Annotated in this window: 18 protein-coding genes; 15 read left to right on the top strand and 3 right to left on the bottom strand. The window is 44.5% G+C overall.

Annotation, left to right across the window (positions count from 1 at the left end):
• The first annotated feature begins 327 nt into the window (after nucleotides 1–327).
• The 11 genes from secA (at nucleotide 328) to CSV61_RS06475 (ending at nucleotide 12,562) form a co-directional block, all read left to right on the top strand.
• The gene (secA, locus tag CSV61_RS06525; RefSeq protein ID WP_099638539.1) at nucleotides 328–2,826 is read left to right on the top strand and encodes a preprotein translocase subunit SecA; all 2,499 of its coding nucleotides are present in this window, start codon (nucleotides 328–330) and stop codon (nucleotides 2,824–2,826) included.
• A 33-nt stretch (nucleotides 2,827–2,859) separates the two neighbouring features.
• Nucleotides 2,860–3,961 (top strand): peptide chain release factor 2 gene (gene prfB, locus CSV61_RS06520; RefSeq protein WP_099638709.1). Its coding sequence is split into 2 segments (ribosomal slippage): nucleotides 2,860–2,931 and nucleotides 2,933–3,961, totalling 1,101 coding nucleotides; the frame shifts between segments, so codons are not numbered across the junction.
• 734 nt (nucleotides 3,962–4,695) lie between these two features.
• Nucleotides 4,696–5,040 carry a cytochrome c551 gene (gene cccB / locus CSV61_RS06515; protein WP_099638538.1) on the top strand — a complete coding sequence of 115 codons (345 nt, stop codon included), beginning with the start codon at nucleotides 4,696–4,698 and terminating at the stop codon, nucleotides 5,038–5,040.
• 197 nt (nucleotides 5,041–5,237) lie between these two features.
• On the top strand, nucleotides 5,238–5,924 hold the full coding sequence (gene ftsE, locus CSV61_RS06510; protein WP_083035233.1) for a cell division ATP-binding protein FtsE: 687 nt from the start codon (nucleotides 5,238–5,240) through the stop codon (nucleotides 5,922–5,924).
• Entirely contained in the window at nucleotides 5,914–6,798 is an 885-nt protein-coding gene (gene ftsX, locus CSV61_RS06505) for a permease-like cell division protein FtsX (protein WP_099638537.1), read from the top strand. The genes ftsE and ftsX overlap by 11 nt, the downstream gene beginning before the upstream one ends.
• Nucleotides 6,799–6,823: 25 nt before the next feature.
• Nucleotides 6,824–8,140, top strand: coding sequence for a murein hydrolase activator EnvC family protein (locus tag CSV61_RS06500; RefSeq protein ID WP_233193535.1), 1,317 nt, complete (start codon nucleotides 6,824–6,826; stop codon nucleotides 8,138–8,140).
• A 73-nt stretch (nucleotides 8,141–8,213) separates the two neighbouring features.
• Nucleotides 8,214–8,867 carry a hypothetical protein gene (locus tag CSV61_RS06495; RefSeq protein ID WP_099638536.1) on the top strand — a complete coding sequence of 218 codons (654 nt, stop codon included), beginning with the start codon at nucleotides 8,214–8,216 and terminating at the stop codon, nucleotides 8,865–8,867.
• Nucleotides 8,864–9,451 (top strand): redoxin domain-containing protein, encoded by a 588-nt coding sequence (locus tag CSV61_RS06490; protein WP_099638535.1) that lies wholly within the window; start codon nucleotides 8,864–8,866, stop codon nucleotides 9,449–9,451. Before CSV61_RS06495 ends, CSV61_RS06490 begins: the two co-directional genes overlap by 4 nt.
• Before the next feature lie 70 nt (nucleotides 9,452–9,521).
• Nucleotides 9,522–10,949 carry a S41 family peptidase gene (locus CSV61_RS06485; RefSeq protein ID WP_099638534.1) on the top strand — a complete coding sequence of 476 codons (1,428 nt, stop codon included), beginning with the start codon at nucleotides 9,522–9,524 and terminating at the stop codon, nucleotides 10,947–10,949.
• Nucleotides 10,950–11,123: 174 nt separating this feature from the next.
• Nucleotides 11,124–12,296 (top strand): PDZ domain-containing protein, encoded by a 1,173-nt coding sequence (locus CSV61_RS06480; protein WP_099638533.1) that lies wholly within the window; start codon nucleotides 11,124–11,126, stop codon nucleotides 12,294–12,296.
• A gap of 14 nt (nucleotides 12,297–12,310) precedes the next feature.
• On the top strand, nucleotides 12,311–12,562 hold the full coding sequence (locus CSV61_RS06475) for a CsbA family protein (RefSeq protein ID WP_099638532.1): 252 nt from the start codon (nucleotides 12,311–12,313) through the stop codon (nucleotides 12,560–12,562).
• Between the two features lie 111 nt (nucleotides 12,563–12,673).
• Here the strand turns inward: CSV61_RS06475 and CSV61_RS06470 are convergent, their stop codons facing one another.
• Entirely contained in the window at nucleotides 12,674–12,976 is a 303-nt protein-coding gene (locus CSV61_RS06470; RefSeq protein WP_099638531.1) for an AzlD domain-containing protein, read from the bottom strand.
• The gene (locus tag CSV61_RS06465; protein ID WP_369824318.1) at nucleotides 12,976–13,698 is read right to left on the bottom strand and encodes an AzlC family ABC transporter permease; all 723 of its coding nucleotides are present in this window, start codon (nucleotides 13,696–13,698) and stop codon (nucleotides 12,976–12,978) included. Before CSV61_RS06465 ends, CSV61_RS06470 begins: the two co-directional genes overlap by 1 nt.
• A gap of 108 nt (nucleotides 13,699–13,806) precedes the next feature.
• On the opposite strand from CSV61_RS06465, the gene CSV61_RS06460 reads away from it, so the two are divergent.
• Nucleotides 13,807–14,439: a TVP38/TMEM64 family protein gene (locus CSV61_RS06460; protein WP_099638529.1), complete on the top strand. Its 633-nt coding sequence runs from the start codon at nucleotides 13,807–13,809 to the stop codon at nucleotides 14,437–14,439.
• Nucleotides 14,440–14,500: 61 nt separating this feature from the next.
• On the opposite strand, the gene CSV61_RS06455 is transcribed toward CSV61_RS06460, so the two are convergent.
• Nucleotides 14,501–14,878 (bottom strand): hypothetical protein, encoded by a 378-nt coding sequence (locus CSV61_RS06455; RefSeq protein ID WP_099638528.1) that lies wholly within the window; start codon nucleotides 14,876–14,878, stop codon nucleotides 14,501–14,503.
• A gap of 364 nt (nucleotides 14,879–15,242) precedes the next feature.
• Between CSV61_RS06455 and addB the strand changes: the two genes are divergently transcribed.
• The 3 genes from addB to CSV61_RS06440 are packed head-to-tail and all read left to right on the top strand — an operon-like array spanning nucleotide 15,243 to nucleotide 23,606.
• Complete coding sequence (addB, locus tag CSV61_RS06450) at nucleotides 15,243–18,734, top strand: helicase-exonuclease AddAB subunit AddB (protein ID WP_099638527.1); 3,492 nt, start codon at nucleotides 15,243–15,245, stop codon at nucleotides 18,732–18,734.
• Complete coding sequence (gene addA, locus CSV61_RS06445; protein ID WP_099638526.1) at nucleotides 18,718–22,422, top strand: helicase-exonuclease AddAB subunit AddA; 3,705 nt, start codon at nucleotides 18,718–18,720, stop codon at nucleotides 22,420–22,422. The genes addB and addA overlap by 17 nt, the downstream gene beginning before the upstream one ends.
• Nucleotides 22,419–23,606 carry a DUF418 domain-containing protein gene (locus CSV61_RS06440; protein WP_099638525.1) on the top strand — a complete coding sequence of 396 codons (1,188 nt, stop codon included), beginning with the start codon at nucleotides 22,419–22,421 and terminating at the stop codon, nucleotides 23,604–23,606. Before addA ends, CSV61_RS06440 begins: the two co-directional genes overlap by 4 nt.
• Nucleotides 23,607–23,631 lie beyond the last annotated feature (25 nt).

Here is a 23,631-nt window from a genome sequence, read left to right as displayed (position 1 = left end):
CACTCAGCTCGTAAGGGATTGGCGCGTAGGAGGGGCGACTCTGGGAGGATTAGCCCGATCAGGTGAAACAACCAAAGAGAGCAACGCGAACTGGTTGGTTCACCGCGGGCCCTCCAGAACGCGTCCCCTCCGAAGCGCCAATCCCCAACCCCAACAGCACCTCCACCCTAACCCAAGACAAACTTAGGAAAAAAGATACAGCGCCCCATTTGCACCTAGCTTTTTACAATGCTAAAATGGACTGTGACTCAAAAATACCTAGACACCGAACTTACAACTAGCAGGCACGTCCTGCTAATTAAAGAAGCTATGAGGATGTGACAATAAATGCTTGGCGTACTAAATAAAATGTTCGACCCAAACAAACGAGACCTAAAACGACTCGAAAAAATTGCCGATCAAGTAGAACTATTGGCAGACGACATGGAAAAGCTATCCGACGAACAACTAACAGCCAAAACAGATGAATTCAAACAACGCTACCAACAAGGCGAGACAATCGATGACCTACAACCTGAAGCGTTTGCTGTCGTGCGTGAGGCCTCACGACGCGTGCTCGGACTCTACCCATTCCGCGTGCAAATCATGGGTGCTGCAGCGCTTAACGAAGGGAATATCGCAGAGATGAAGACCGGTGAGGGGAAGACATTGACTTCTACACTCGCCGTTTATTTAAATGCACTGACTTCCAAAGGCGTCCACGTCGTAACTGTCAACGAATACTTGGCTAGTCGTGACGCGGAAGAGATGGGGCAGTTGTATTCATTCCTCGGCATGAACGTAGGCTTGAACTTGAACAGCCTCAGTAAAGAAGAGAAACGTGAAGCGTACGAAGCAGACGTAACCTACAGCACGAACAACGAACTCGGTTTCGACTATTTGCGTGACAACATGGTGCTATATAATGAACATAAAGTTCAGCGTCCACTTCATTTCGCCGTCATTGACGAAGTCGACTCCATTTTAGTCGATGAAGCACGGACACCGCTCATTATTTCCGGTCAGGCTGCGAAAGCGCAAGAATTATATCGCTTAGCCAATCGCTTTGTGATCACGTTGAAAAAAGAAGAAGATTTTTCATTTGATGAATCAACGAAAGGTGTTGTGTTGACGGAGCAAGGGATCGAAGCGGCTGAGAAAGCGTTCAGCATTGAAAACTTATTCGATCTGCAACACGTGACGCTCAACCACGCAATCAATCAGTCATTGAAAGCGCATGTAAGTATGCATAATGACGTAGACTATGTAGTAGAAGAAGGCGAAGTGGTCATCGTTGACTCCTTCACGGGTCGTTTGATGAAAGGCCGTCGTTATAGTGATGGACTGCACCAGGCGATTGAAGCGAAGGAAGGACTCGAAGTACAGAACGAGTCGATGACACTTGCGACGATTACGTTCCAGAACTACTTCCGTATGTATGAAAAGCTGTCCGGCATGACGGGTACAGCGAAGACTGAGGAAGAAGAGTTCCGCAATATTTATAATATGAACGTCATTGCGATTCCGACCAATCGACCGATTGCACGTGATGACCGTCCAGACTTGATCTTTGCATCGATGGATGGAAAGTACAGAGCTGTAGCGGAAGAAATTAAAGATCGACACGAAAAAGGCCAACCGGTGCTTGTCGGTACGGTTGCGATTGAAACGTCAGAAATTATTTCAGCGTTTCTAAAAAAATACGGTATTCCGCATAATGTCTTGAACGCGAAGAATCACGAGCGAGAAGCCGAAATCATTCAAGACGCGGGTAAAAGAGGTGCCGTAACGATCGCAACCAATATGGCCGGTCGTGGTACAGATATTAAACTAGGTGAACATGTCCAAGATGTTGGCGGTTTAGCGGTCATCGGTACAGAGCGACATGAGTCACGACGTATTGATAATCAGCTCCGTGGACGTTCAGGACGTCAAGGTGACCCAGGGGTTACGCAGTTTTATCTTTCATTAGAAGATGAATTAATGCGACGTTTCGGTTCTGAGCAAATGAAATCGATGATGACTAAACTCGGTATGGACGATGAAACGCCGATCCAATCGAAAATGGTGTCACGTTCAGTTGAGTCTGCTCAGAAACGAGTAGAGGGGAATAACTTTGATTCACGTAAACGTTTATTGCAATATGACGATGTACTACGTCAACAACGTGAAGTCATTTACAAAGAGCGTAATGAAGTACTTGGTTCAGAAAATATTCGCCCCGTTCTTGAAAATATGTTGAATTCCGTAATTGAACGCGTAGTGGCGACTCACACTGCAGACAATACGGTGTATTCAAAAGGCTTGAAAGACTATCTGGAAGCAAACTTACTAGCTGAAGATACGGTGACAATCGAAGACTTAGAAAGTAAAACAGCAGAAGAGTTACAAACATTTATTCACGAATTGGTCATTGCGCGCTATAATGAGAAAGAGCAAGAAATGTCCGAAGAGCGTATGCGTGAATTTGAGAAGGTCGTCTTGTTGCGTGCGATTGATACCAAGTGGATGGATCATATCGATGCGATGGATCAGCTCCGTAACGGAATTCATTTACGTGCTTACGGACAGAATGACCCGCTTCGTGAATACCAAGCAGAAGGTTTTATAATGTTTGAAGATATGCTGATGGCCATCGAAAACGATGCGACGAAGTATGTCATGAAGGCAGAAATCCGCAATAACTTGGAGCGCGAAGAAGTAGCAAAAGGTCAAGCGAACAACCCGAAAGAAGACGGCGCGCCGGTTGCTAAAAAGCCGATTCGACGTACGGTCAATATCGGACGTAACGAACCTTGTCCGTGTGGTAGCGGCAAGAAGTACAAAAACTGCCACGGCAAATCATAAAAAGAAACAACCACTCAGGAGGAAACAATTATGATGGAATTATCCGATGTGCGCAACGATCTCGACAAAACAGCTAAGAAATTAGCGGACTTTAGGGGGTCTCTTTGACTTAGAAAACAAAGAGGCTAGCATGCAGGAATTAGAAGAAATGATGATGGAGCCAGGATTCTGGGATGACCAGGATACGGCGCAGAAAGTTATTTCACAATCGAATGCATTGAAAGACATTGTCGGCGAATATAACGAATTGAACGAAATACAAGAAAACTTGGAAATGACCTTGGAACTTCTGCGAGAAGAGGCAGATGCAGAGTTACAAGAAGAACTTATTTCCGAATTAAAAGAGTTCAAAAAGAAGATGGAGCAATTCGATCTTCAAATGTTATTGAGCGATGAATTTGATAAAAATAATGCAGTAGTTGAAATACACTCAGGCGCAGGCGGTACCGAGTCTCAGGACTGGGCATCGATGTTGCTTCGTATGTACACTCGATGGGCTGAGCACCACGGCTTTAAAGTCGAAACTCTCGATTACCAAGCAGGTGACGAGGCGGGCGTGAAGTCTGTTACGCTTGGCATCAAAGGGCATAATGCCTATGGTTACTTGAAAGCAGAGAAAGGCGTGCACCGACTCGTTCGGATTTCGCCATTTGACTCTTCAGGTAGACGCCATACTTCATTTTCTTCTATTGAGGTCATGCCGGAATTTGATGGCGACATTGAATTGGATCTGAAGACGGAAGATATCAAGATCGATACGTACCGTTCGAGTGGTGCTGGTGGACAGCATGTTAACACGACGGACTCTGCTGTACGTATGACGCACATTCCAACGGGTGCGATTGTTACGTGTCAGACGGAACGTTCACAGATCAAAAACCGTGAGCGTGCGATGAATCTGTTGAAGGCGAAGATTTACCAGATTCGCGTAGAGGAAGAGGAAGCGCGCTTGGCGGATATTCGTGGCGAGCAGAAAGAGATTGGTTGGGGCAGTCAGATTCGTTCGTATGTGTTCCATCCGTATTCGATGGTCAAGGATCACCGTACGAATGAGGAGACGGGTAACGTTAGTTCTGTAATGGACGGCGAGATTGATCAGTTTATCAATGCGTATTTGCGTTCTAGAATTTCTTAAGTATACTTAGGCAGCTGGGCAGGTCATTTTTTAATGACTTGTTGCGGCTGTTTTTTAATTAAATTGGGTATGTTCATTGTGGGTTTTAAGGTAGAGAGGCTGGAGTGGCTGTTGGGATGGGGATTGGCGCTTCGGAGGGGACGCTTTCCCATGGGCCCGCGGTGAGCCAACCAGGTCGCAGGCTTCCTTTTGGTTGTCTCACCTGATCGGGCTGATCCATCGGGAGTCGCCCTTCCTACGCACCAATCCTTATAATTTGAGTGGGTGACACTCAGTGCGGTTCACTTTAAGTTGGCTGAGCTGTTAATTTTCACAGAGTAGCTCACATGTAAAAAAGTACATGGAAAGATTTTTGTCATGTAGATCTGAAAGTAGATCATAGTAAATGAAAATTCATTCTGTAATATTGTAACGTCCTTGTATATTACAAAGACGTTACAATATTACAGACTATGACAAAGAGTGATTTTTATTTAACTCAAATTATGTGGTACACGCTGAATTTCCTTGTTATGTTACCCACATGACAAAATACTATGTTTAAGAACGGGTTTTCTGGTGAATACTATATATGTATTCACTACCAAAAGGGCTTTTTATGGCTTGAAATAGAAAAGGAACGCGATGGTCCTCGTTAGTTTATAACTTTGTCATCTATTTTCACCATAATTCGGTCGGTATTTGGTATACTACTTGTTGTGTTAGAAAATTTTAAGTAAAAGGGAGGATATTACATGAAGAACAAACTATTGGCTACACTCTTCGGAGCGGCTTTAGTTCTCGGCGCTTGTGGTGGAGGCGACGATAACGCTTCAGAACCAAAAGATGACGCAAACAACGACAACGGCGCAGCTACTACTGATGTAGATGCAGAAGCAGTTGTACAACAAAGCTGTGCATCATGTCACGGAGGAAACTTGGAAGGTGGAGCAGGTCCAGCACTAGAAAACGTTGGAGCTACACACTCTGAAGAAGAAATCCATGATATTATCATTAACGGTAAAGGCGCAATGCCTCCTGGTATTATTCAAGGCGAAGAAGCAGACGCAGTTGCTGCTTGGTTAGCTGAAAAGAAATAATGAACTGTCCGGTCGTCTCCAAGACTTTCTTGGGGGCGATCTTTTTTTGTACATATTTCCAAAAGATAAACTAGATTTTTACAATTTTGCTGTCTTAATCAATTGATACATAACTGTAATACATGGTAGAGTTAAGCCCATGCTATAATAAAAATGGCGAATATGAGAGAAAAACAAAATTCAGGTGGTTATGATGTATGATTGTGATGAAAAATGTATACAAAAAGTACCCGAATGGTGTTGTAGCCTCTAACGGAATTCATGTCGAAATCGATCAAGGGGAATTTGTATATGTTGTCGGGCCGAGTGGGGCAGGTAAATCTACGTTCATTAAAATGATGTATCGTGAAGAAGTCCCGTCTAGTGGATTGATTTATTTTAACAATACCGATCTGACAAAAATGCAAAGAAGAGATATCCCTTATTTGAGAAGACAAATTGGCGTAGTGTTTCAAGATTTTAAACTACTGCCAAAACTAACCGTCTATGAAAATATAGCGTATGCGCTAGAGGTAATTGAAGAATCACCGAGCGTCATACGTCAAAAAGTGACAGACGTGTTGAAATTAGTGGGACTCACTAAGAAAACGAGAATGTTTCCAAATGAATTGTCTGGCGGAGAACAGCAACGCGTGTCGATTGCACGATCGATCGTCAATCAACCGAAGCTTGTCATTGCAGACGAACCGACAGGAAATTTAGATCCAGAGACTTCATGGGAAATCATGAAGATTTTTGAACGGATAAATGCACAAGGTACAACGATCATTATGGCTACACACAATAAAGAAATTGTGGATAATCAACCACATCGCGTGATACAGATCGAAGGCGGACTCATCACACGAGATGAGCACGAAGGAGAATACTCCAATGAAATCTAGAACAGTACGACGTCATATTCGGGAAAGTTTCAAAAGTCTTAGTCGAAATGGCTGGATGACCTTTGCTTCAGTTAGCGCTGTGACTGTGACTTTACTATTGATTGGTGTATTCATCGTGATCATGATGAACTTAAATCAACTGGCCGATAACATCGAGAACGATGTGGAGATCAAAGTCGTTGCGGAACCAGGAGCGAATGAAGTAGAAGTCCAGGAACTATTGAAGGAAGTTAAAGAAACCCCAGGTGTTGCTGAAGTCAAGTATTCCTCACGAAAACAGGAATTGGAGCGAATGATTCAATCTTTCGGTGATGAGTTAGCGCTCTACAAACAAGACAATCCCCTCGGTGATGCCTTATATGTAAAAGCGGATGACCCAAAAAACACAGCATCCATCGCCAATGAAATTGCTACGTATACGTATACGTTTGACGTAGAGTACGGAGAAGGTAAGGTAGAAAAACTTTTCAATGTCTTAAAAATAGGACGAAACGTGGGACTAGGTTTAATATTGGCCTTACTGTTTACTGCCATGTTCCTCATATCGAACACGATTCGACTCACGATTGTGGCGAGACGGACAGAAATCGATATTATGAAACTGGTTGGTGCAACAGATAGTTTCGTACGGATTCCTTTCATGCTCGAAGGTGTGTGGTTGGGGATTTTTGGTGCGATTATTCCAATGGCCCTCATGACCACATTTTACTCGAAATTGTACGAATTCTGGGAAGGTCGTTTGCAAAATCAATTATTCCATTTGCTCGATCCTAACCCCTTCCTATTACAATTAAACTTCTTACTACTATTTGTCGCTGTCTTTATTGGCGTCTGGGGTAGTTTCATGTCAGTTAGGAAATTCTTAAAATCGTAATTTTTACTAAGGGGAGAACACGGATTTGATAAAAAGACATAGAATCATTTCAAGTGTCCTTGCGGTATGTTTGCTAGCCACAACGGTTGGTAGTACAGATGTATTCGCGGACTCTCTGAAAGATTTGCAGAATGAAAAAAAGGCTGCAGAAATGAAGAAGAAAAACTTAGATTCGACTATCCAAAAGAAAGAAACGCAAATACAGGAAAAGCAGTCAAAAGTCGATCAGCTGATCAACCAAATCAAAAAGCTGAATGATAAGATTGAAGAGACTAACCAAAACTTGGATCGCATCCTTGCTGAAATGAATCAAACGAAAAAGGAAATTGATGAACTTCAAGCATCTATTAAAGAATTAGAGATTCGGATCGAACAACGAGACGAAGTATTGCGTGAGCGCGTTCGCGTGATGCAAGTCAAGGGGAATAAAGTCAGTTATTTAGATGTACTTCTTGGCGCTAACAGTTTCTCAGATTTCATTGACCGCTTCTCGGCAGTATCTACATTGATGGATGCCGATCGAAAAATCATTCAACAGCAAGAAGAAGATATGGAGTTACTTGAAGAAGAGAAGAAACTTGTCGAGCAGAAATTGGCTGAACAAAAAGAACGCAAGCAAAAAATTCAAGCGATAAAAGATGAATTGCATAACCAAAAGCTCGAAAAAAGAGATGTGGTCAATGAGCTTGAAAAGAGTCAAGAAAAACTTTCAAGTGAAAAAGGCGCATTAGAAGAAGAATATAGCGATACGGTAGCATTCAGTTCTAAACTCGAAAAGAAAATTATCGCAGAACAAAATCGCTTAGCAGAAGTCGCTCGTAAAGAGCAAGCGAGAAAGCAAAAGTTGCAGCAAGAAAGATTGGCAGCAGCGGCAAGTAGTAGTGCAAGTGCTTCTACAAGTGCAAATGCGGCTCCGCCTGTCTCGAGCGGATCATGGACAAAGCCGACAACGGGTAGATTCAGTTCAGGATTTGGCTGGCGGACTCATCCGATATCGAAAGTGAAAAAACAACACCGTGGAATGGATATTAGCGCACCTACTGGAACTCCGGTTGTCGCAGCAGGAAATGGTGTCGTCTCTTATGCAGGTACTATGGAGGGCCTAGGGAACGTGGTCATGATCACGCACTCCGTAAAAGGTCAAATTTTGACGACAGTCTATGCTCACCTATCCACGATTGGTACGAGTTCAGGACAATCTGTCGATAAAGGTCAATTAATAGGAGCAGTCGGTTCGACAGGTTACTCTACGGGTCCACATTTGCACTTTGAAGTGCACGTAGGCAACTTCTCTGCCACAGGTCCGAGTGCAGTCAACCCTTTGCATTACGTTTCTTTTTAATATAGCATGAAATGAAAACCTGCCTGAAAAGGTAGGTTTTCATACGTTTACAGAAAGAACAGGGGGATGGACAATGCCTGTTACGCAGTATTACCCAATCGGTTCCATTACCATGCCTTCCTCATGGATTGCGTTCATTACAGGTTTCTTAGTGACCTATCTTTTCATTCGCTTATATTTTGGTAAAGTACATGGCGCACGAGTCGGTGATGTATTTTTTAATGTGGTGATTGTCTGGAAATTATCCGTGATTTTGACAGATTTCACTATGGTCCTAAAAAATCCACTCTCTATTCTTTATTTTCATGGCGGGATGTTTGGCTGGATACTGGGACTCGTCGTAGCTGGTTTAATGATGCTCCGGCAAGTATATAAAGAGAAGTGGAAGCGTATCGATAAATGGTCGCTGTTGCTTGCGTTGATTTGTTGGCAAGCTGTCTATCAAATCGCTATGACTTTTCTAAATGAAGGCAGTATAGTAGTGAAAAGTGCAACGGTTCTATTATTTGCGGCCATTTTTGTCTTGTCTTGGTGGAGTGAACGAAAGAAAGTCAATACAGTGAGTGAACTCGCCGGCGTCTTGGTAGCGGTTCATTTTCTCGGATCGGCCATTCAAGGCAATCTACTGAATACAGCATTCATCACGACTATTTTCATCGGCTTGTTCATGTGGGGAATAGAGAGAGCTACAGCACAACCGATTAGTGGAAAGGAAGAGGTAGAGTGAGTAAGAAAACACTTGGGTATATCATTACGGCATTAGTGATCGGAACATTAATCTTCATTATGGTACAAAATACAGTTGGACAGAAAGACCCTGTAGAAGCCCCGATTACACAAGTAAACGAGGAAGATGCATTGCCAGGCGAAGAGGAAGGGTTGGCGCAATATTCAGTTGCACCAGACTTTACACTGGACACATTAGCAGGCGAAACGGTGACGCTTTCTGAGTTGAAAGGAAAGAAAGTCATTTTAAATTTCTGGGCGACGTGGTGTCCTCCGTGTAAAGCGGAAATGCCGCATATGGAAAGTTTTTATTCGAAATTAACGGATGAAGACCAAGTAGAACTGATCGCAATCAACGTGACGGAATCCGAGAGGCTTGGTTTAAGCGAAGTGGAAACGTTTGTAGATGATTATGGATTAAGCTTCCCTATTCCACTAGATAAAACGGCGGAAGTCACCCATACATATGGTGTGTTTTCGATGCCTACGACGTATATGATTGATACGCAAGGACGCATAGCACAAAAAATCATTGGACCATTAGATGAAAAAGCATTGAATGAATTAGTCGATTCGATGGACTGAAAAAAGAGTCTGTTCTCGTGTCGTAACTTCTTGTCTCCCTTCATATAGTGAAGAGAGGAGGAGGTTATGAATGCGTAAGAGCAGGCTTTTTTTGGTGGGGGTGTTATTACTGATCGGCGCCATATGGCTAAATGGTTGTGGTAAGCAGGAGGTGGCAAAGAATGAATCGGTCAGTAAGCTACCTGTAGTCGATGAGGTGTTTGAAAAGATTCAGGAGAGAGCTGTATACCCAGTCAAAAAGGACGAGCTGATTGAAGGGGCATTGAGGGGGATGACGGATACAATCGGTGATCCGTATTCTACGTATCTAACGGGACAGGAAGCGGAGTCTCATCGGGAATCACTTGCAGGATCACGTGTAGGGATCGGTGCAGAAATGACACGGACGAACGGTAAGTATGTGATTGTAGCCCCAGTTAAAGGAGGACCAGCAGAAAAGGCGGGATTACAGCCCTATGATGAAATTGTGCGCGTCAATGGAGAACGTTTGGCCAATGAAACATTACGCGATGTAGTGAATATGATCCGCGGTGATAAGGGAACAGAAGTGAAGTTGACGATTTTTCGACCTGAAGCGGATAAGCATATGGAATATACGATCACGCGCGATCATATGCCCGTGCAGTCTGTGTCACATGAGCTGATGAAAGAACGGGATGCTAAGCTCGGGTACATAGCGCTAAGCATGTTTGGTGAAGAGACCGCAAAAGAGTGGCAAAAGGCTACGTCTGACGTCATCAAAAAAGGTGCCCAAGCGATCATCATCGATCTTCGTGGTAATCCAGGTGGCTATTTGCAGGCAGTATCTGAAATTTCCAGTAGTTTGTTAGAAGAAGATCGAACATTTGTCGTGATGCAAGATGCACAGGGAAATTTGACGCCTATTTCAACGGAGAAAGACGAAGAACTTTCATTCAATGAACGATTGAAACAAATTCCGATTGTGGTCTTACAGGACGTCGGCAGCGCATCGGCGAGCGAAGTATTGAGTGCGGCGATCAAAGACTTGAAACGTGGTGAAATTATCGGCACGACAAGCTTCGGAAAAGGAACAGTTCAAGAAACGATGGAATTGTCAAACGGCGGAGAGTTGAAGTTGTCCACGAGTAAGTGGCTGACACCTAAAGAGAAATGGATCCATGGTAAAGGGGTCGCAGCGGACATTGAAGTAAAACAGAACAGTTTATTCACGGAGCACTTACAGATGGTGACGGATACGATGAAAGAAGGGCATTTCAATGATCAAGTTGCTTATGCGCAACGCATGCTCAAAGCTTTTGATTTCCGTCCAGGTAGAACAGATGGCTATTTTGACAGTGAAACGGCAGAAGCTGTACATGCATTCCGTGCGGAGCAAGAGATCAAAGAAGGCTATGATATGGACAGAGAATTCTTCACGGCATTGAAAACAGCTACAGAAGAATATCGTGCAGAGTCAAAGAACGATAAACAATTGCGAATGGCGGTCGATTTCCTCGTCAATGAACTGGAAAAATAATAGTAGAGGCGGTTCGGCAAGGTCTTGGCAACAAGACACGTGCTGACAGCCTCTTTTTTTATTGTGTAATTTAGCTTATATTGGAACTTCGCTAAGAACTCACTCGCTATTTTCTATCTTTTTTTGTACAATGAAGAAAAGAGCTGTAAAGATAAGCGGGAAAGGTGACAGAAGATGTCTAGCGAACTATTACGTAATTTACAAGAAGCATTACTCTACTTTTTTCTGAATCCAGTCTGGCTAATCGCTTTAGTGGCTGCCTATATGCTGGGCAGTAAACGGGTAAGCCGCGAACGAACAGATTTCAATGTGGGCATACATAAAGGTTCTACTGAAATGAAACACATTCTCTCAGTAGGTTGGTTGCACGGACTCGTCCTGTCGATTCTGATCGCAGGTATAGGGTTGATCGTGGACTTTAACTGGATTATCCTTTTATCCGTTAGTATGTTGCTCGTTATTGTCTCATTCTCTTATAAACTAGCATCACCGATCTACTATGTGGCTCTCGCGTTTTTTGCGCTCTGGGCATTGGATCGTTTTGCAGGAGATTTTTCAATCGGCACATGGTTCGTTCAAGAAGATCTGGACTTCTTCGGTACATTGGCTATAACGGTACCGATTATTGCAGGATTGTTGTTGATTTCGGAAGGCTTATTGGTTCGTCGTCACGCGGCGCGTCATACGTCTCCAACATTCGTTTCGACGCAACGTGGAATGCGTGGAGCCATTTATCAGTCTAAATTACTTTGGCTCGTGCCCGTCGTATTTTTAGTGCCGGGACATATGGTGGCGGAATTTGCTCCATACTGGCCGCAATTCACATTAGGCTCAGAGCAATTTTCCTTCATTCCGGTGCCTGTCGTAATCGGATTCTCGCAACTGGTACGTTCGACGTTCCCAGACGTGCTGTTTCCTAAGATGGGAAAAGCTATTGCTTGGCTTGGTGTAGCGGTAGTGCTTGTAGGGATTGGCGCAATCTGGATGCCAGTACTTGGCTGGGCGGCATTACTTGCAGGTGTTCTATGCCGAATCTTGTTGAGCGCTATGATTTCACTATCAGAACGCAATAAGCAAGTGTTGTTAGTGCCTCAATCGGAAGGCGTGTATGTAGTAGCCGTTCTGGCTGATTCACCAGCAGAGAAGATGGGCATTGTGCCAGGAGATTTGATCAAGTCGGTGAACGGGATCTCGATTCACAATGAAGATCAATTGTATGACGCCATCCAAGTCAACGCTGCACACTGTCGTTTACAAGTAATCGGCCGCGACCAAGAGGTACGTCTGAAGCAACAAGTGCTGTTCCGTCATGATCACTTCCGTTTAGGTATCGTAGTTGTGCGATAAAAGGGGAGAACACTATGCATGATTTCGAAACGAAGTTGCTGTTTGCGATGTTATTGCCAGGGATTTTAGTTGTGTTTTTTACGCGCGTGACATTTCATCACGTCGTCGGATTAATTTTGACAGTAGCGCTCATTGCGGCTTCTGTTTATGCAGGATATACGCATAACTGGATGTTGTATGTGGCGGATGCTGTGTCACTGACAGTAGGTTTTTGGTTTGCGTCGCGCATGGTGAAGAATGCGCGGCTGAATCAGTCCGAAGAGTGAAGAAAAGCGGTTTTCAAAAAGCATATATGCTTTGAAAACCGCTTTTTGTTACGAATACTAGTTAGTAGTTGTTTTAATTGTCTGCGCTATGGGGAATAGTGAGAGTACGAGTTAAAATAAACTGTAGACAGCGAGCGCTGCAATGGTCCCAATCACGACAAACATGACGTCGAGGCCGATGAACGCTAAAGCGAACGCTATGACGGCACCTATGATGCCAAAAAGAATATCATCTTGGATATGTAAAATAGCTGGAAAAATAAGTGCACCGAGTACTGCATAAGGAATGTTGCGCAACACACCGCTGATAACTGGCGGCAATTCCTTGCCATCGAGAATGGTTAACGGAATCATTCGAGGCACATAGGTGGCAATGGCCATGCCAAGCAACATCCACCAATAAGTAGATCCCATCAGTTTTCCTCCTTCTGTACAGTAAAGCGATCGACGTTTTTATTACTTTTTACATATAGAATTTCAACAAAGATTGCGGAAGCAAGCGTCGCGACCAATATCGACCATCCAGTAGACAATAGATGCGTGTAATAGAGCACGCAGTGAATGGCTGCCGCTATCGCTGCAAGCAACACTACCTTACGATTGCCTTTCATAGACGGGACGAGCAAGCCGATAAACATGGCATACAGTGCAACAGACATCGCTTGTTGTAGAAATTGCGGTAAATTGGCTCCGATGACGTGACCTACCGCTGTGAAGATCACCCAACTGCTATAGGCGATCAAGGCTACACCGAATGTGAAGGCGGTCGTGACTTGTCGATTCTGTTGTGTGGCAAGAACCGAAAATGTTTCATCGGTGATGCCGAATGCGTACATAGCTTTCTTCCATTTTGACGCGGGCTCCACTTTTTCGCTCAGAGCAGCGGTCATTAGGAAGTGCCGGATATTGACGATAAATGTATTCGTCACGATGAGCCACGGAGCAACGCCAGTCGCGAGTAAACTAAGCGCCATATATTGAGCCGCACCTGCGTAGACGAATAGACTCATTGCAGTTGCTTCCATAATAGAGAGGCCAGTCGTTTTAGCGAGCAGTCCGAACGTTAACGCCACGGGAAAGTACCCGATGGCAATACTCGATCCTGCTTTCAGGCCATGAAAAAAGGTTGTATTCACTAGGCAGTCCATCTTTCTTTTTATGAATCTAGGAGCTAGTATACTATAATTCAACATATTCTACAGCATTATGACTAAAAATTATGAAAATCAGTGAGGGTGTCAGCGATGAATGAATGGCTAACAATTGATAAAGTGGAAGATCTAGCAGAGGAGTATGAGGCGCTAGGTTTTTTGATGGGCTTAATTCCGCCATTTTTGGAAGCGTTCCTACCATTTCTGCCTCTCTTCATATTTGTTATTGCCAATGCTATCGCGTTTGGTTTTTGGCTAGGCTTTGTGCTTTCCTGGGCAGGAACCGTAGCGGGTTCGTATGTCGTGTTCTTGCTCATTCGTAGATTTGGTGGCAACAAGTTCTTTTCGTTTCTGACGCGTCCTAAGAAAGTACAACAGCTGATTCAGTGGGTCGAGCGTAATGGCTTTGGTCCGTTGTTCGTCTTAATTTGTTTTCCGTTTACGCCTTCTGCTTTGGTGAATCTTGTGGCGGGCTTGTCGAATATGAATAAGAAGAATTATTTGTTTGTGTTGATGCTTGGTAAGCTTGTGATGATTATGATGATTACGTTTATCGGCTATGATGTGCGGGCGCTTGTTACGCAGCCGATCCGGACGTTGATTATGTTTGTTGTGATGTTCTTGTTGTGGTTGGTGGGGAAATGGTTTGAGCGTAGGTTGACGCGGAAGGTGGAGGATGATTTTAGGAGTTTTTCTAGTGTGCGGGGTGAAGGTGAAAAAGAATAAAGGTTAACGTTTCCTGTCTTTCTTTTCTTTCGGTACAATGGAGGAAAGGGTGGCAGGATTTTTATTTTCTGAAATAAAGAGAAGTGATGGAGGGGGAAGCACCGTTGATCTGCGTTCCAGGCGGACGCTTTCCCATGGGCCCGCGGTGAGCCAACCAGTTCGCTTCGCTCTCTTTTGGTTGTCTCACCTGATCGGGCTGATCCATCGGGAGTCGCCGCCTTCCACGCAGATCAACTACATGGTGGTTCTTAGGATTGTGTTTTGGGAAATTATCTTCTTTTAGAGAGTTCAAGTGAATATAAGATATGTAGTGTTGGGGGCGTTGCTCGACTGGTTGTTGGGTATTGAAGTTAGTGAGTTTCTGCTTTCTGAAATAGTGAGACATGGTGGGGGAAGCACCGTTGATCTGCGTTCCAGGCGGACGCTTTCCTGCGGGCATGGCTTGAGCCTCCTCGTCCGCTTCGCTCCCTGCGGGGTCTCAAGGCTCATGCTATTCCCGCGGGAGTCGCCGCCTTCCACGCAGATCAACTACGTTGTGGTTCTTAGGATTGTGTTTTGAAAAGTTATCTTCTCATAGAAAGTTCAAGTGAATATAAAGATATACGGCGTTGGGGGCGTTGCTCGACTGGTTGTTGGATACTGCAGTCGCTGCGTGTCCGCTTTAGCATTGCCTGCTAAATAAAGAACTACTGATCAAACAGAAAAAACTATGTGCAAGAACTACGGCACTATACTGCTACTTACTTACTTATTTAATAATTGACTCTATATACATTCAACTTCTAACGAAAGGGGAGAAAAACATGACATTGCGTTTTATTACGGGTCGTTCTGGAACGGGGAAGACGACTTTTATTGAGCGGGAGATTGCACAAGAATTAAAGGAGCGGCCGATGGGGGCGCCTATTGTGGTGATTGTGCCGGATCAGTTATCGTATTCTATGGAATATAGTCTATCGGTTAAGTCGGGGCTGTCTGGTATGATTCGTGCCCAGGTGCTGACGTTTAAACGATTGGCTTGGCGGGTTTTGCAAGAGGTCGGGGGCATTACGCGTGAGGAAGTGGATAGTTTTGGCTATCGCATGCTTGTGCGTAGTGTGCTGGAAGACAATAAGGAGTCGTTTAAGCTTTTTAAACAAGCGGCTTCGAAGCATGGGTTTGCTGAACAGATTAGTGACGTCATGAAAGAGTTCAGTAAATATTGTATTGATCAGCAGGCGTTTAGTGAATTGAGAAATACACTTGCGGAGCAACAAGCTCCTCGGATTTTGCAGGACAAAGCGCATGATTTGCAGTTGTTGCTGGAGAAAATTGAAGAACGTTTAGGCACGACCTACATGGATAGTGAAGGACAACTCAATGCGCTAGCTGATCAGTTGCCGCATTCGGAGTGGTTGCAAGATGCGTCGATCTACATAGACGGCTTCGGTGATTTCACGACACAAGAATACACGATTATTACACAATTAATGAAATATACGAAACGAGTGACCGTCGTGTTGCCAATGGAAGAAAAAGTGCATAACAGCGAGCACGAATTATTCCATACAGCTCAGCAACAGTACGAAACGCTACAACAACTGGCATACAGTGAGTCCGTGGAGCGTGAAGAACGCGTACATTTGACGCAGTTGCAACGCTTTTCAAATCAAGAATTGGCCCATTTAGAAGAGCAGTTTGATCACTATCCTCCCAAATCGTTTGAATCGGAAGGTGCGATCCAAATTATTGAAGCGTCGAATCGCCGTGCGGAAGTTCATGCAGTGGCGCGTTCGATTCGCAAGATGATGCGTGAAGGCAAGCGTTACCGAGGAATGACGGTGTTAAACCGACAACCGGATGTGTATAACGAATTGATTCAGAACATATTCACGCAATACGATATTCCGGTGTTCATTAGTCAGAAGAAACCGATGCTTCATCATCCACTGATCGAGTTTGTGCGTTCATTGCTTGAGGCGGTGCGAACTGATTGGTCGTATGAAGCGGTGTTCAGGTCAGTGAAGACGGACCTGTTTTTCCCTGTCAATGAAAGCAAGCAAGTATGGAGAGAGCGGGCAGACCGCTTGGAGAACTTTGTGCTAGCTAAAGGAATCCATGGCAAATCTCGTTGGCAAGATGAAGAGCGTTGGAAGGTCAGTCGCTATAGAGGTCTAGAAAAAGTTCGTACTGTCCAAACAGATGAAGAACTGGCGACGCAGGCGGAGTTTGCGGAGACGCGTGATATGATTCGCGAGCCAATTGAGCAGTTACAGCAGAAGTTACAATCTGCCCGCACCGGTCGAGACGTGGCGGAAGCGTTGTTTTATACGATAGAATCACTTCGTATCTACGATAAGATTATAGAGTTACAACAAACCGAACATAAACTTAATCGGTTGCAAGCAGCGGCAGAACATGAACAAGCGTGGACGAATTGGATTAATGTGTTGGAGCAGTTTGTTCTGATGTTTGGAGAGAAGGAGCTGCCGATTGCAGAGGCGATTAAAATATTAGATGAAGGATTCGATACGCTTGAATTCAAATTGATTCCGCCTTCGCTCGATCAAGTGACGGTGACGACTATGGAGTTGTTTAATTCGATGGGTGTCGAAGCGGTGTTTGTCCTCGGCGCGAATGAAGGGATATTGCCTCTGCGCAATGATCACGAAGGGTTGCTGTCGGACAGTGACCGAGAGTTGTTTAGTGAAATTGGTATTACGCTAGCCCCTACGACAAAGCTTCAGCTTATGCGCGAATCGTATATGGCGTATCGGGCGTTTACCGGAGCGAGTGCGCATTTGACTGTCAGCTACCCTATTGCGGATGAAGAAGGAAAGGCGTTGATACCTTCTCTTTATATTCCAAGGCTTAAGCAGATGGTTTCGAATATACCGATGGAAATCGCCGTCATGGAGCCAACGGAATTGTCCGAAGTAGGAGACAAACTTGCCTATATTGAACATCCTGAAGTGGCGCTGTCTTACGCGATTCGGATTATGCGGCAAGCTTCAACTCAGGAAGAAATCGCACCTGAATGGCAAGCGGTTCTAGCCTATTATAAAGAAGATTCACTGTGGTCTTCCGTTGTAGAGTCGATCGTCCAACCTGCTTTGAAGCGTCAGAAGACCGAATTACTGGATACGGAACTAACGACAGGTTTATATGGATCATCCTTTACGACGAGCGTCTCGAGGATAGAATCGTACTATAGTTGCCCGTTCCAACATTTCACGACGTATGGTTTGAATTTACAAGAACGTTTTGAATTCCAGCTTGAAGCACCAGATATCGGGGATTTATTCCACGCAGCATTGAAGTGGGTATCCGATGAAGTCATGCGCCAAGGTTTGTCGTGGGCAGCGTTGACGAAAGAACAGTGCTGGCAGTTAGGCCGAGATGCGATTGATGCACTGGCACCGAAGTTCTTCCACAGAATTTTATTATCGAGTCAGCGCTATGCGTATATTCAACGAAAATTGATGCAAATCATTCAACGGACAATTCGTGCACTACAGTCGCAGGCGCGTAATTCAAGCTTCACGCCAATTGCGATTGAAGCAGGTTTTGGTCCAAATGAAGAAATTGCACCGCTTGAAATCAACTTGAAAAATGGTCAACAGATGCATATTAGAGGCCGAATTGATCGAATCGATACAATGAAAAAAGACGATCAGACGTATTTGCGAGTAGTCGATTATAAATCGTCAGCTCGTGCGCTTGATTTGACCGAAGTGTACTATGGATTATCACTGCAAATGCTAACGTATTTAGACGTCGCACTCGAGCATGCGGAGGATTGGCTCGGAGTCTACGCAAATCCTGCAGGCGTGTTGTATATGTACGTTCACAATCCGATGTTGCGTTTAACGAAAGAATTGAACGAAGAGGCTGTGGAAAAAGAGTTATTGAAATCGTATAAAATGCAAGGCTATATACTAGAAGATGCAGACGTTGCGTTGGCAATGGATGACCACATTGATAGTGAGTCATTGATTATTCCGGCACGCTTAAAGAAAGATGGCTCGTTTTATTCCAATTCAAAAGTCGTGCCACCTGAAGATATTAATATTCTACGTTCCTATGTCCGTAAGAAACATCAGCAAGCAGGCGACGGCATGTTGTCAGGGGATACGCGTGTCTATCCGTACCTTCTGAAAGACCATATGCCGTGCACGTTCTGTTCGTATCAGTCAATTTGTCAGTTCGATAGTACCGATCCGACACAACCGACACGGAACTATTCGGCCTATAAGCCGGAAGAGTCATTAGAAAAGATGAGGAAGGAGATCGATCCAGATGCGAATTCCAGATAAGCCGCCACATGAGACTTTCACGGACGATCAATGGAAAGCAATTCATGCGTCCGGTAAAGATATTCTCGTATCGGCTGCGGCAGGTTCAGGGAAAACGAAAGTCCTCATCACGCGGATGATTGAAAAAGTATTGAACACGGAACAGCCGATAGATGTCGATCAGCTACTCGTGGTGACGTTCACAAATGCGGCAGCGGCCGAAATGCGTCATCGCATGGCGAGTGCGCTTGAGGAAGCAATCGTTCAAGATCCGTCTTCTGTGCATTTGCGCAGACAATTGAATCTGCTGAATAAAGCACAGATTTCCTCCTTGCATTCATTTTGTCTGCAAGTCGTTCGGCAATATTCCTATGTTCTCGATATCGATCCTGGATTCCGTATTGCCGATGCAACCGAGGCGGCGATTTTACGTGATGACACGATTGCACTGGTTTTGGAAGATGCCTATAGTCAGCCAGATCCCGAAGCAATATATCGTCTGAGTGATAGTTTCACCGCAGACCGGAATGATCAAGCGATCGAGACGTTAATTGATAAACTGTATGATTATTCTCGAGTGCATCCGAACCCATCGCAGTGGTTAGAGCTCATCCCACAGCAATATGAAATTGGAGAGGACGCGACGATTGACGGATTGTCATTCATCGATTCGTTGAAAGTATCAATCCAGCATACGCTTGAAGAAGCAAAAACGATCGCGCGTGATTTGCAGCGAGTGGCGGAAATGAATGATGGACCGCTACCATTGCTAGAAACTGCGAAAGTGGATGAAGCGTGGATTGATGGTGCGCTTGACTATATGCTGCACGGCAAGTGGGAAGATGCCTTTGCGTATTTCCAGACGTTGAAGTGGGTGAAAGCGGGTACGATTCGTAAAGATTCATGTGACGAAGACTTGGCTGCGCGTGGGAAGTCGATGCGTGATCAAGTGAAGAAAATCGTCACGGCATTAAAAGATACGTATTTTACTCGCACACCTGCAAGATTATTAGAAGAAATCCGACTGATGGCACCACTTATGCACACACTCGTCGGTTTGGTAGAGGATTTTACGACGCGGTACCAAGCGCTCAAAGAAGAGCGCGGCTTAGTGGATTTCTCGGATCTTGAGCACTATGCATTACAGATTTTATCCGAAGAAGTGGACGGGGAGCGCGTTCCTTCAGATATTGCGAACGATTACCGAAATCGATTTGCAGAAGTATTGGTGGATGAGTATCAAGATACGAACTTCTTGCAGGAAGCGATTTTGCAGTTAGTGAAGCAAGGCGGAGAAACAGACGGCAATTTATTCATGGTAGGGGATGTCAAACAGTCGATTTATCGATTTCGTCTGGCAGAACCAGGCTTGTTTTTAGGGAAGTATGAGCGTTTTTCATCAGATGTAGAAGATCAAGGATTGAAAATCGACTTGAATGCCAACTTCCGAAGCCGTAAAGAAGTGCTCGATGCAACGAATTTTATTTTCAAGCAGATTATGGGGACACGTGTGGGAGAAATTGAGTATGACGACGCGGCCGCGCTAAAGTACGGTGCGCAATATCCCGAAAAAGACGTTTCAGCGGGGCTAACCATTTTGTATGAGAATGAAGAAGAGGATTTGTCGGAAGAGCAAGAGGCCCAGCAGGAGTTGAAGAAATCTCAAGTGGAAGCGCGCTGTATTGCGCAGAAGATCAAGGCATGGAAAGAAGAGCAAGCGCAAGTAGCAGATGCATTTAGTGGGAAGCAACGTCCGCTCGAATATAGCGATATTGTCATTCTCATGCGCTCGATGACGTGGTCGAGTGAAATTGCGGACGAACTAAAGGCCGCTGGGATACCTGTCCACGTTTCGTTATCCTCCGGTTATTTTGACGCCATTGAAGTGATGATTATGCTCAATACTTTGCGTGTCATCGATAATCCGTACCAAGACATTCCGCTTGTGTCGGTTTTGCGTGCGCCGTTTGTAGGGATGACCGAAAATGAACTAGCGCAAATTCGTCTCGTCAATCGGAATGTGACATTTTATGAAGCAGTGCAAGTATTCATGCAGACAGGTGGTGCGGGAGTGAATCCTGCTACACAAGAAAAACTGCAACGCTTTTTCCTACTACTAGAAGACTGGCGGAATAGGGCGCGCCACGGTTCGTTATCGGAATTGATCTGGCAAGTGTATCAAGATACGCATTATTATGAAATGGTTGGAATTTTGCCGAACGGTAAACAGCGCCAAGCCAATTTACGTGCGTTACATGACCGAGCAATGGCCTATGAAAAGACGTCATTCCGTGGTTTGTTCCGTTTCCTTCGCTTTATCGATCGCATGCGTAAACGTGGGGATGATCTTGGGGAAGCACGGTTCATGAGCGAAAAGGAAAACGTTGTACGCATCATGACGATCCACTCATCTAAAGGGTTGGAGTTCCCGTACGTGTTTTTAGCGGGCATGGGACGTCCGTTCAATAAAATGGACTTCCATAACCCCTATTTATTTGATCAACATTTTGGACTCGCGGTCAAAGCAATTGATCCAGATAAACGTATTATGTTCACTTCACTACCGTTTCTAGCGATTAAGGAGAAAAAGGAGCTGGAGATGCGGGCGGAGGAAATGCGCGTGCTCTACGTAGCAATGACACGTGCTAAAGAGCATTTGGAATTGATTGCCTCTGTTAAAGATATCGAAAAGACGATGAACAAGTGGCAAGAAGCACAGTTATTGGATGAACATGAACCACTGCCGGAATACACCCGTTCACGGGCAACCGGTTATCTCGACTGGATCGGTCCAGCCGTTGCGCGTCATATGGACTTTGGGAAGTTCGGTAAGACGACGGGTGGAGAACTGATGGATGATCCGTCATCATGGGAAGTAAATGCTTACCCGTTTTCTGCTTTCCATAGTACAAATGAAGTGGAGATCGAAGACTGGATACCTGTTGATCAAGAAGCGGCCGTGGCGGATCCGAAGTTGGTGGAAGAAGTGCGAAGTCGTTTTGACGCGCATTATCCGTTTGAATATGCGGTGGAGCTGTCTTCTAAACAATCGGTCAGTGAGTTGAAACGGATTGCGTTGCTCGAGTTCGAACGAGGAGATGCCGATCCGTTTGAAGAAATGGAACCTGACGTCACAAAACGCATCGCGAACCTTCATGAACGACCGTCGTTTTTGCAGAAGCGTTCCTTGACGAAAGCAGAAATCGGAACCGCGATGCATACGGTCATGCAACATCTGAATTTGAAAGTGGAACTAGATCAGGCGAGTGCAACGGAATTTGTGAAGCAACTTGAAAGACGTGAACTCCTGACGAAAGAAGAAGCAGCTGCGATTGATGTTCAGGCGGTTGTGGCATTTTTTCAGACGACACTTGGCAAACGGATGAAGCAAGCCGATCAAGTGTTGCGTGAAACACCGTTCACCTATGCACTTCCTGCTGTTGAAGGAGAGTTCCAGTTGCTACAAGGTATTGCTGACTGTCTGTTCCATGAAGACGGCGAGTGGGTACTCGTTGATTATAAAACGGATGATATCAGTAAGTTTCATTCCGATCAGGCGATTGCAAAAGAAATGCAAGTCCGTTATGGCACGCAGTTGAATTTGTATAAAAACGTACTGGAATCCATTCTTTCAATTGAGATTAAAGAAATGTTGCTCTATTTATTCAGCGGAGCAAAAATTATTAGCTTACAGGAGGAATTCATTTGAAATTGACTCCTACACCTCTAACCGAACGGGTGGAAGCACTCGATTACTTGAGAGGAATTGCGTTACTCGGGATTTTGATTGCGAATATGCTTCATTTCCATTCGCCGTATGCGTATATGGATCCATATTCGTGGTTTACCGTTCCGCATGAGCAGTCGATGTTTCATTTTATCGATGTGTTTATAGAAGCTAGTTTCTATCCACTATTCGCCATGTTATTTGGCTATGGTGTGAATATGCAGTATGAAAAATCATTGAAAAACAATACACAGTTCGCACCATTCATGGCACGACGAATGGGGATTCTACTGATCTTTGGCGTGTTGCATGCGGTACTCATTTGGTCAGGTGACATTTTGTTTACGTATGCGCTCATGGGATTCATCATGATTGCGGTGATTCGAATTCCGAAGAAATGGTTACTGGCACTTTCGTTCGTTATTTATTTTGTGCCGACATTATTGTTATACAGTATTTTGGCACTTACTCGTAGTGCAACTTCATCAAATATGTTGGATGGATTTGAAGATGTTCAGCAAATCGAACGTGCGATTGCTGCTTATGCAAACGGTGCGTTCGGCGATATTTTCGCTTTCCGTTTGAATGAATTTTTCACGTTTGAAATCATCGGGTCGATCACAGCGGTCTTTATCATTCTGCCATTGATCATGTTCGGTGCAGCGTTATCGAAATTCAAGATTATTGAGCGTATGTATGCGTTGAAAGGAAAGTTGCTATTCGCGATGCTAGTATTCATTCCGATTGGCGTTGTATTGAAGAACATCCCGAGTTGGGACGATCCGAAATTCGAAAATATCTTACTCGTTCAATCCATATTTGGTGGACCAATTTTGACGCTTGGATATGGGGCATTATTTTTATTACTGTTTCAAATTCCATTTTTAAAGAATATTACGCAACCTTTTGCAAATGTTGGTAGAATGGCATTTACAACGTATATTATGCAGTCGGTGATTGCGACGATGATATTTTATTCATATGGAGTAGGTCTGTATGGTAAAGTAGATATAGTGACCGGCACGTGGCTGGCAATCGGTATTTTTGCGATTCAGCTTATTGTAGCGCAGGTTTGGTTGACGAAATTCCGAATGGGGCCGCTTGAAGCTGTGTGGCGGAAGTGGTCGTACGGAAAGAATTTCGTCGTGAAAGAGGAAAAAAAGTAGATTTTGTCGTACCATAGGAGTATGT

Source organism: Sporosarcina sp. P3, from assembly GCF_002743415.1.
Classification (GTDB): Bacteria; Bacillota; Bacilli; order Bacillales_A; family Planococcaceae; genus Sporosarcina; species Sporosarcina ureae_A.
The sequence above is the reverse complement of the archived record's forward strand: the minus strand, read 5'-3'. Positions and strand labels throughout refer to the sequence as shown.

What these genes read in the sequence shown, in the direction of transcription:
- secA (WP_099638539.1), top strand. Translation starts at nt 328, where the DNA reads ATGCTTGGCGTACTAAATAAAATGTTCGACCCAAACAAACGAGACCTA.
- cccB (WP_099638538.1), top strand. Translation starts at nt 4,696, where the DNA reads ATGAAGAACAAACTATTGGCTACACTCTTCGGAGCGGCTTTAGTTCTC.
- ftsE (WP_083035233.1), top strand. Translation starts at nt 5,238, where the DNA reads ATGATTGTGATGAAAAATGTATACAAAAAGTACCCGAATGGTGTTGTA.
- ftsX (WP_099638537.1), top strand. Translation starts at nt 5,914, where the DNA reads ATGAAATCTAGAACAGTACGACGTCATATTCGGGAAAGTTTCAAAAGT.
- CSV61_RS06495 (WP_099638536.1), top strand. Translation starts at nt 8,214, where the DNA reads ATGCCTGTTACGCAGTATTACCCAATCGGTTCCATTACCATGCCTTCC.
- CSV61_RS06485 (WP_099638534.1), top strand. Translation starts at nt 9,522, where the DNA reads ATGCGTAAGAGCAGGCTTTTTTTGGTGGGGGTGTTATTACTGATCGGC.
- CSV61_RS06480 (WP_099638533.1), top strand. Translation starts at nt 11,124, where the DNA reads ATGTCTAGCGAACTATTACGTAATTTACAAGAAGCATTACTCTACTTT.
- CSV61_RS06475 (WP_099638532.1), top strand. Translation starts at nt 12,311, where the DNA reads ATGCATGATTTCGAAACGAAGTTGCTGTTTGCGATGTTATTGCCAGGG.
- CSV61_RS06470 (WP_099638531.1), bottom strand. Translation starts at nt 12,976, where the DNA reads ATGGGATCTACTTATTGGTGGATGTTGCTTGGCATGGCCATTGCCACC.
- CSV61_RS06460 (WP_099638529.1), top strand. Translation starts at nt 13,807, where the DNA reads ATGAATGAATGGCTAACAATTGATAAAGTGGAAGATCTAGCAGAGGAG.
- CSV61_RS06455 (WP_099638528.1), bottom strand. Translation starts at nt 14,878, where the DNA reads ATGCCCGCAGGAAAGCGTCCGCCTGGAACGCAGATCAACGGTGCTTCC.
- addB (WP_099638527.1), top strand. Translation starts at nt 15,243, where the DNA reads ATGACATTGCGTTTTATTACGGGTCGTTCTGGAACGGGGAAGACGACT.
- addA (WP_099638526.1), top strand. Translation starts at nt 18,718, where the DNA reads ATGCGAATTCCAGATAAGCCGCCACATGAGACTTTCACGGACGATCAA.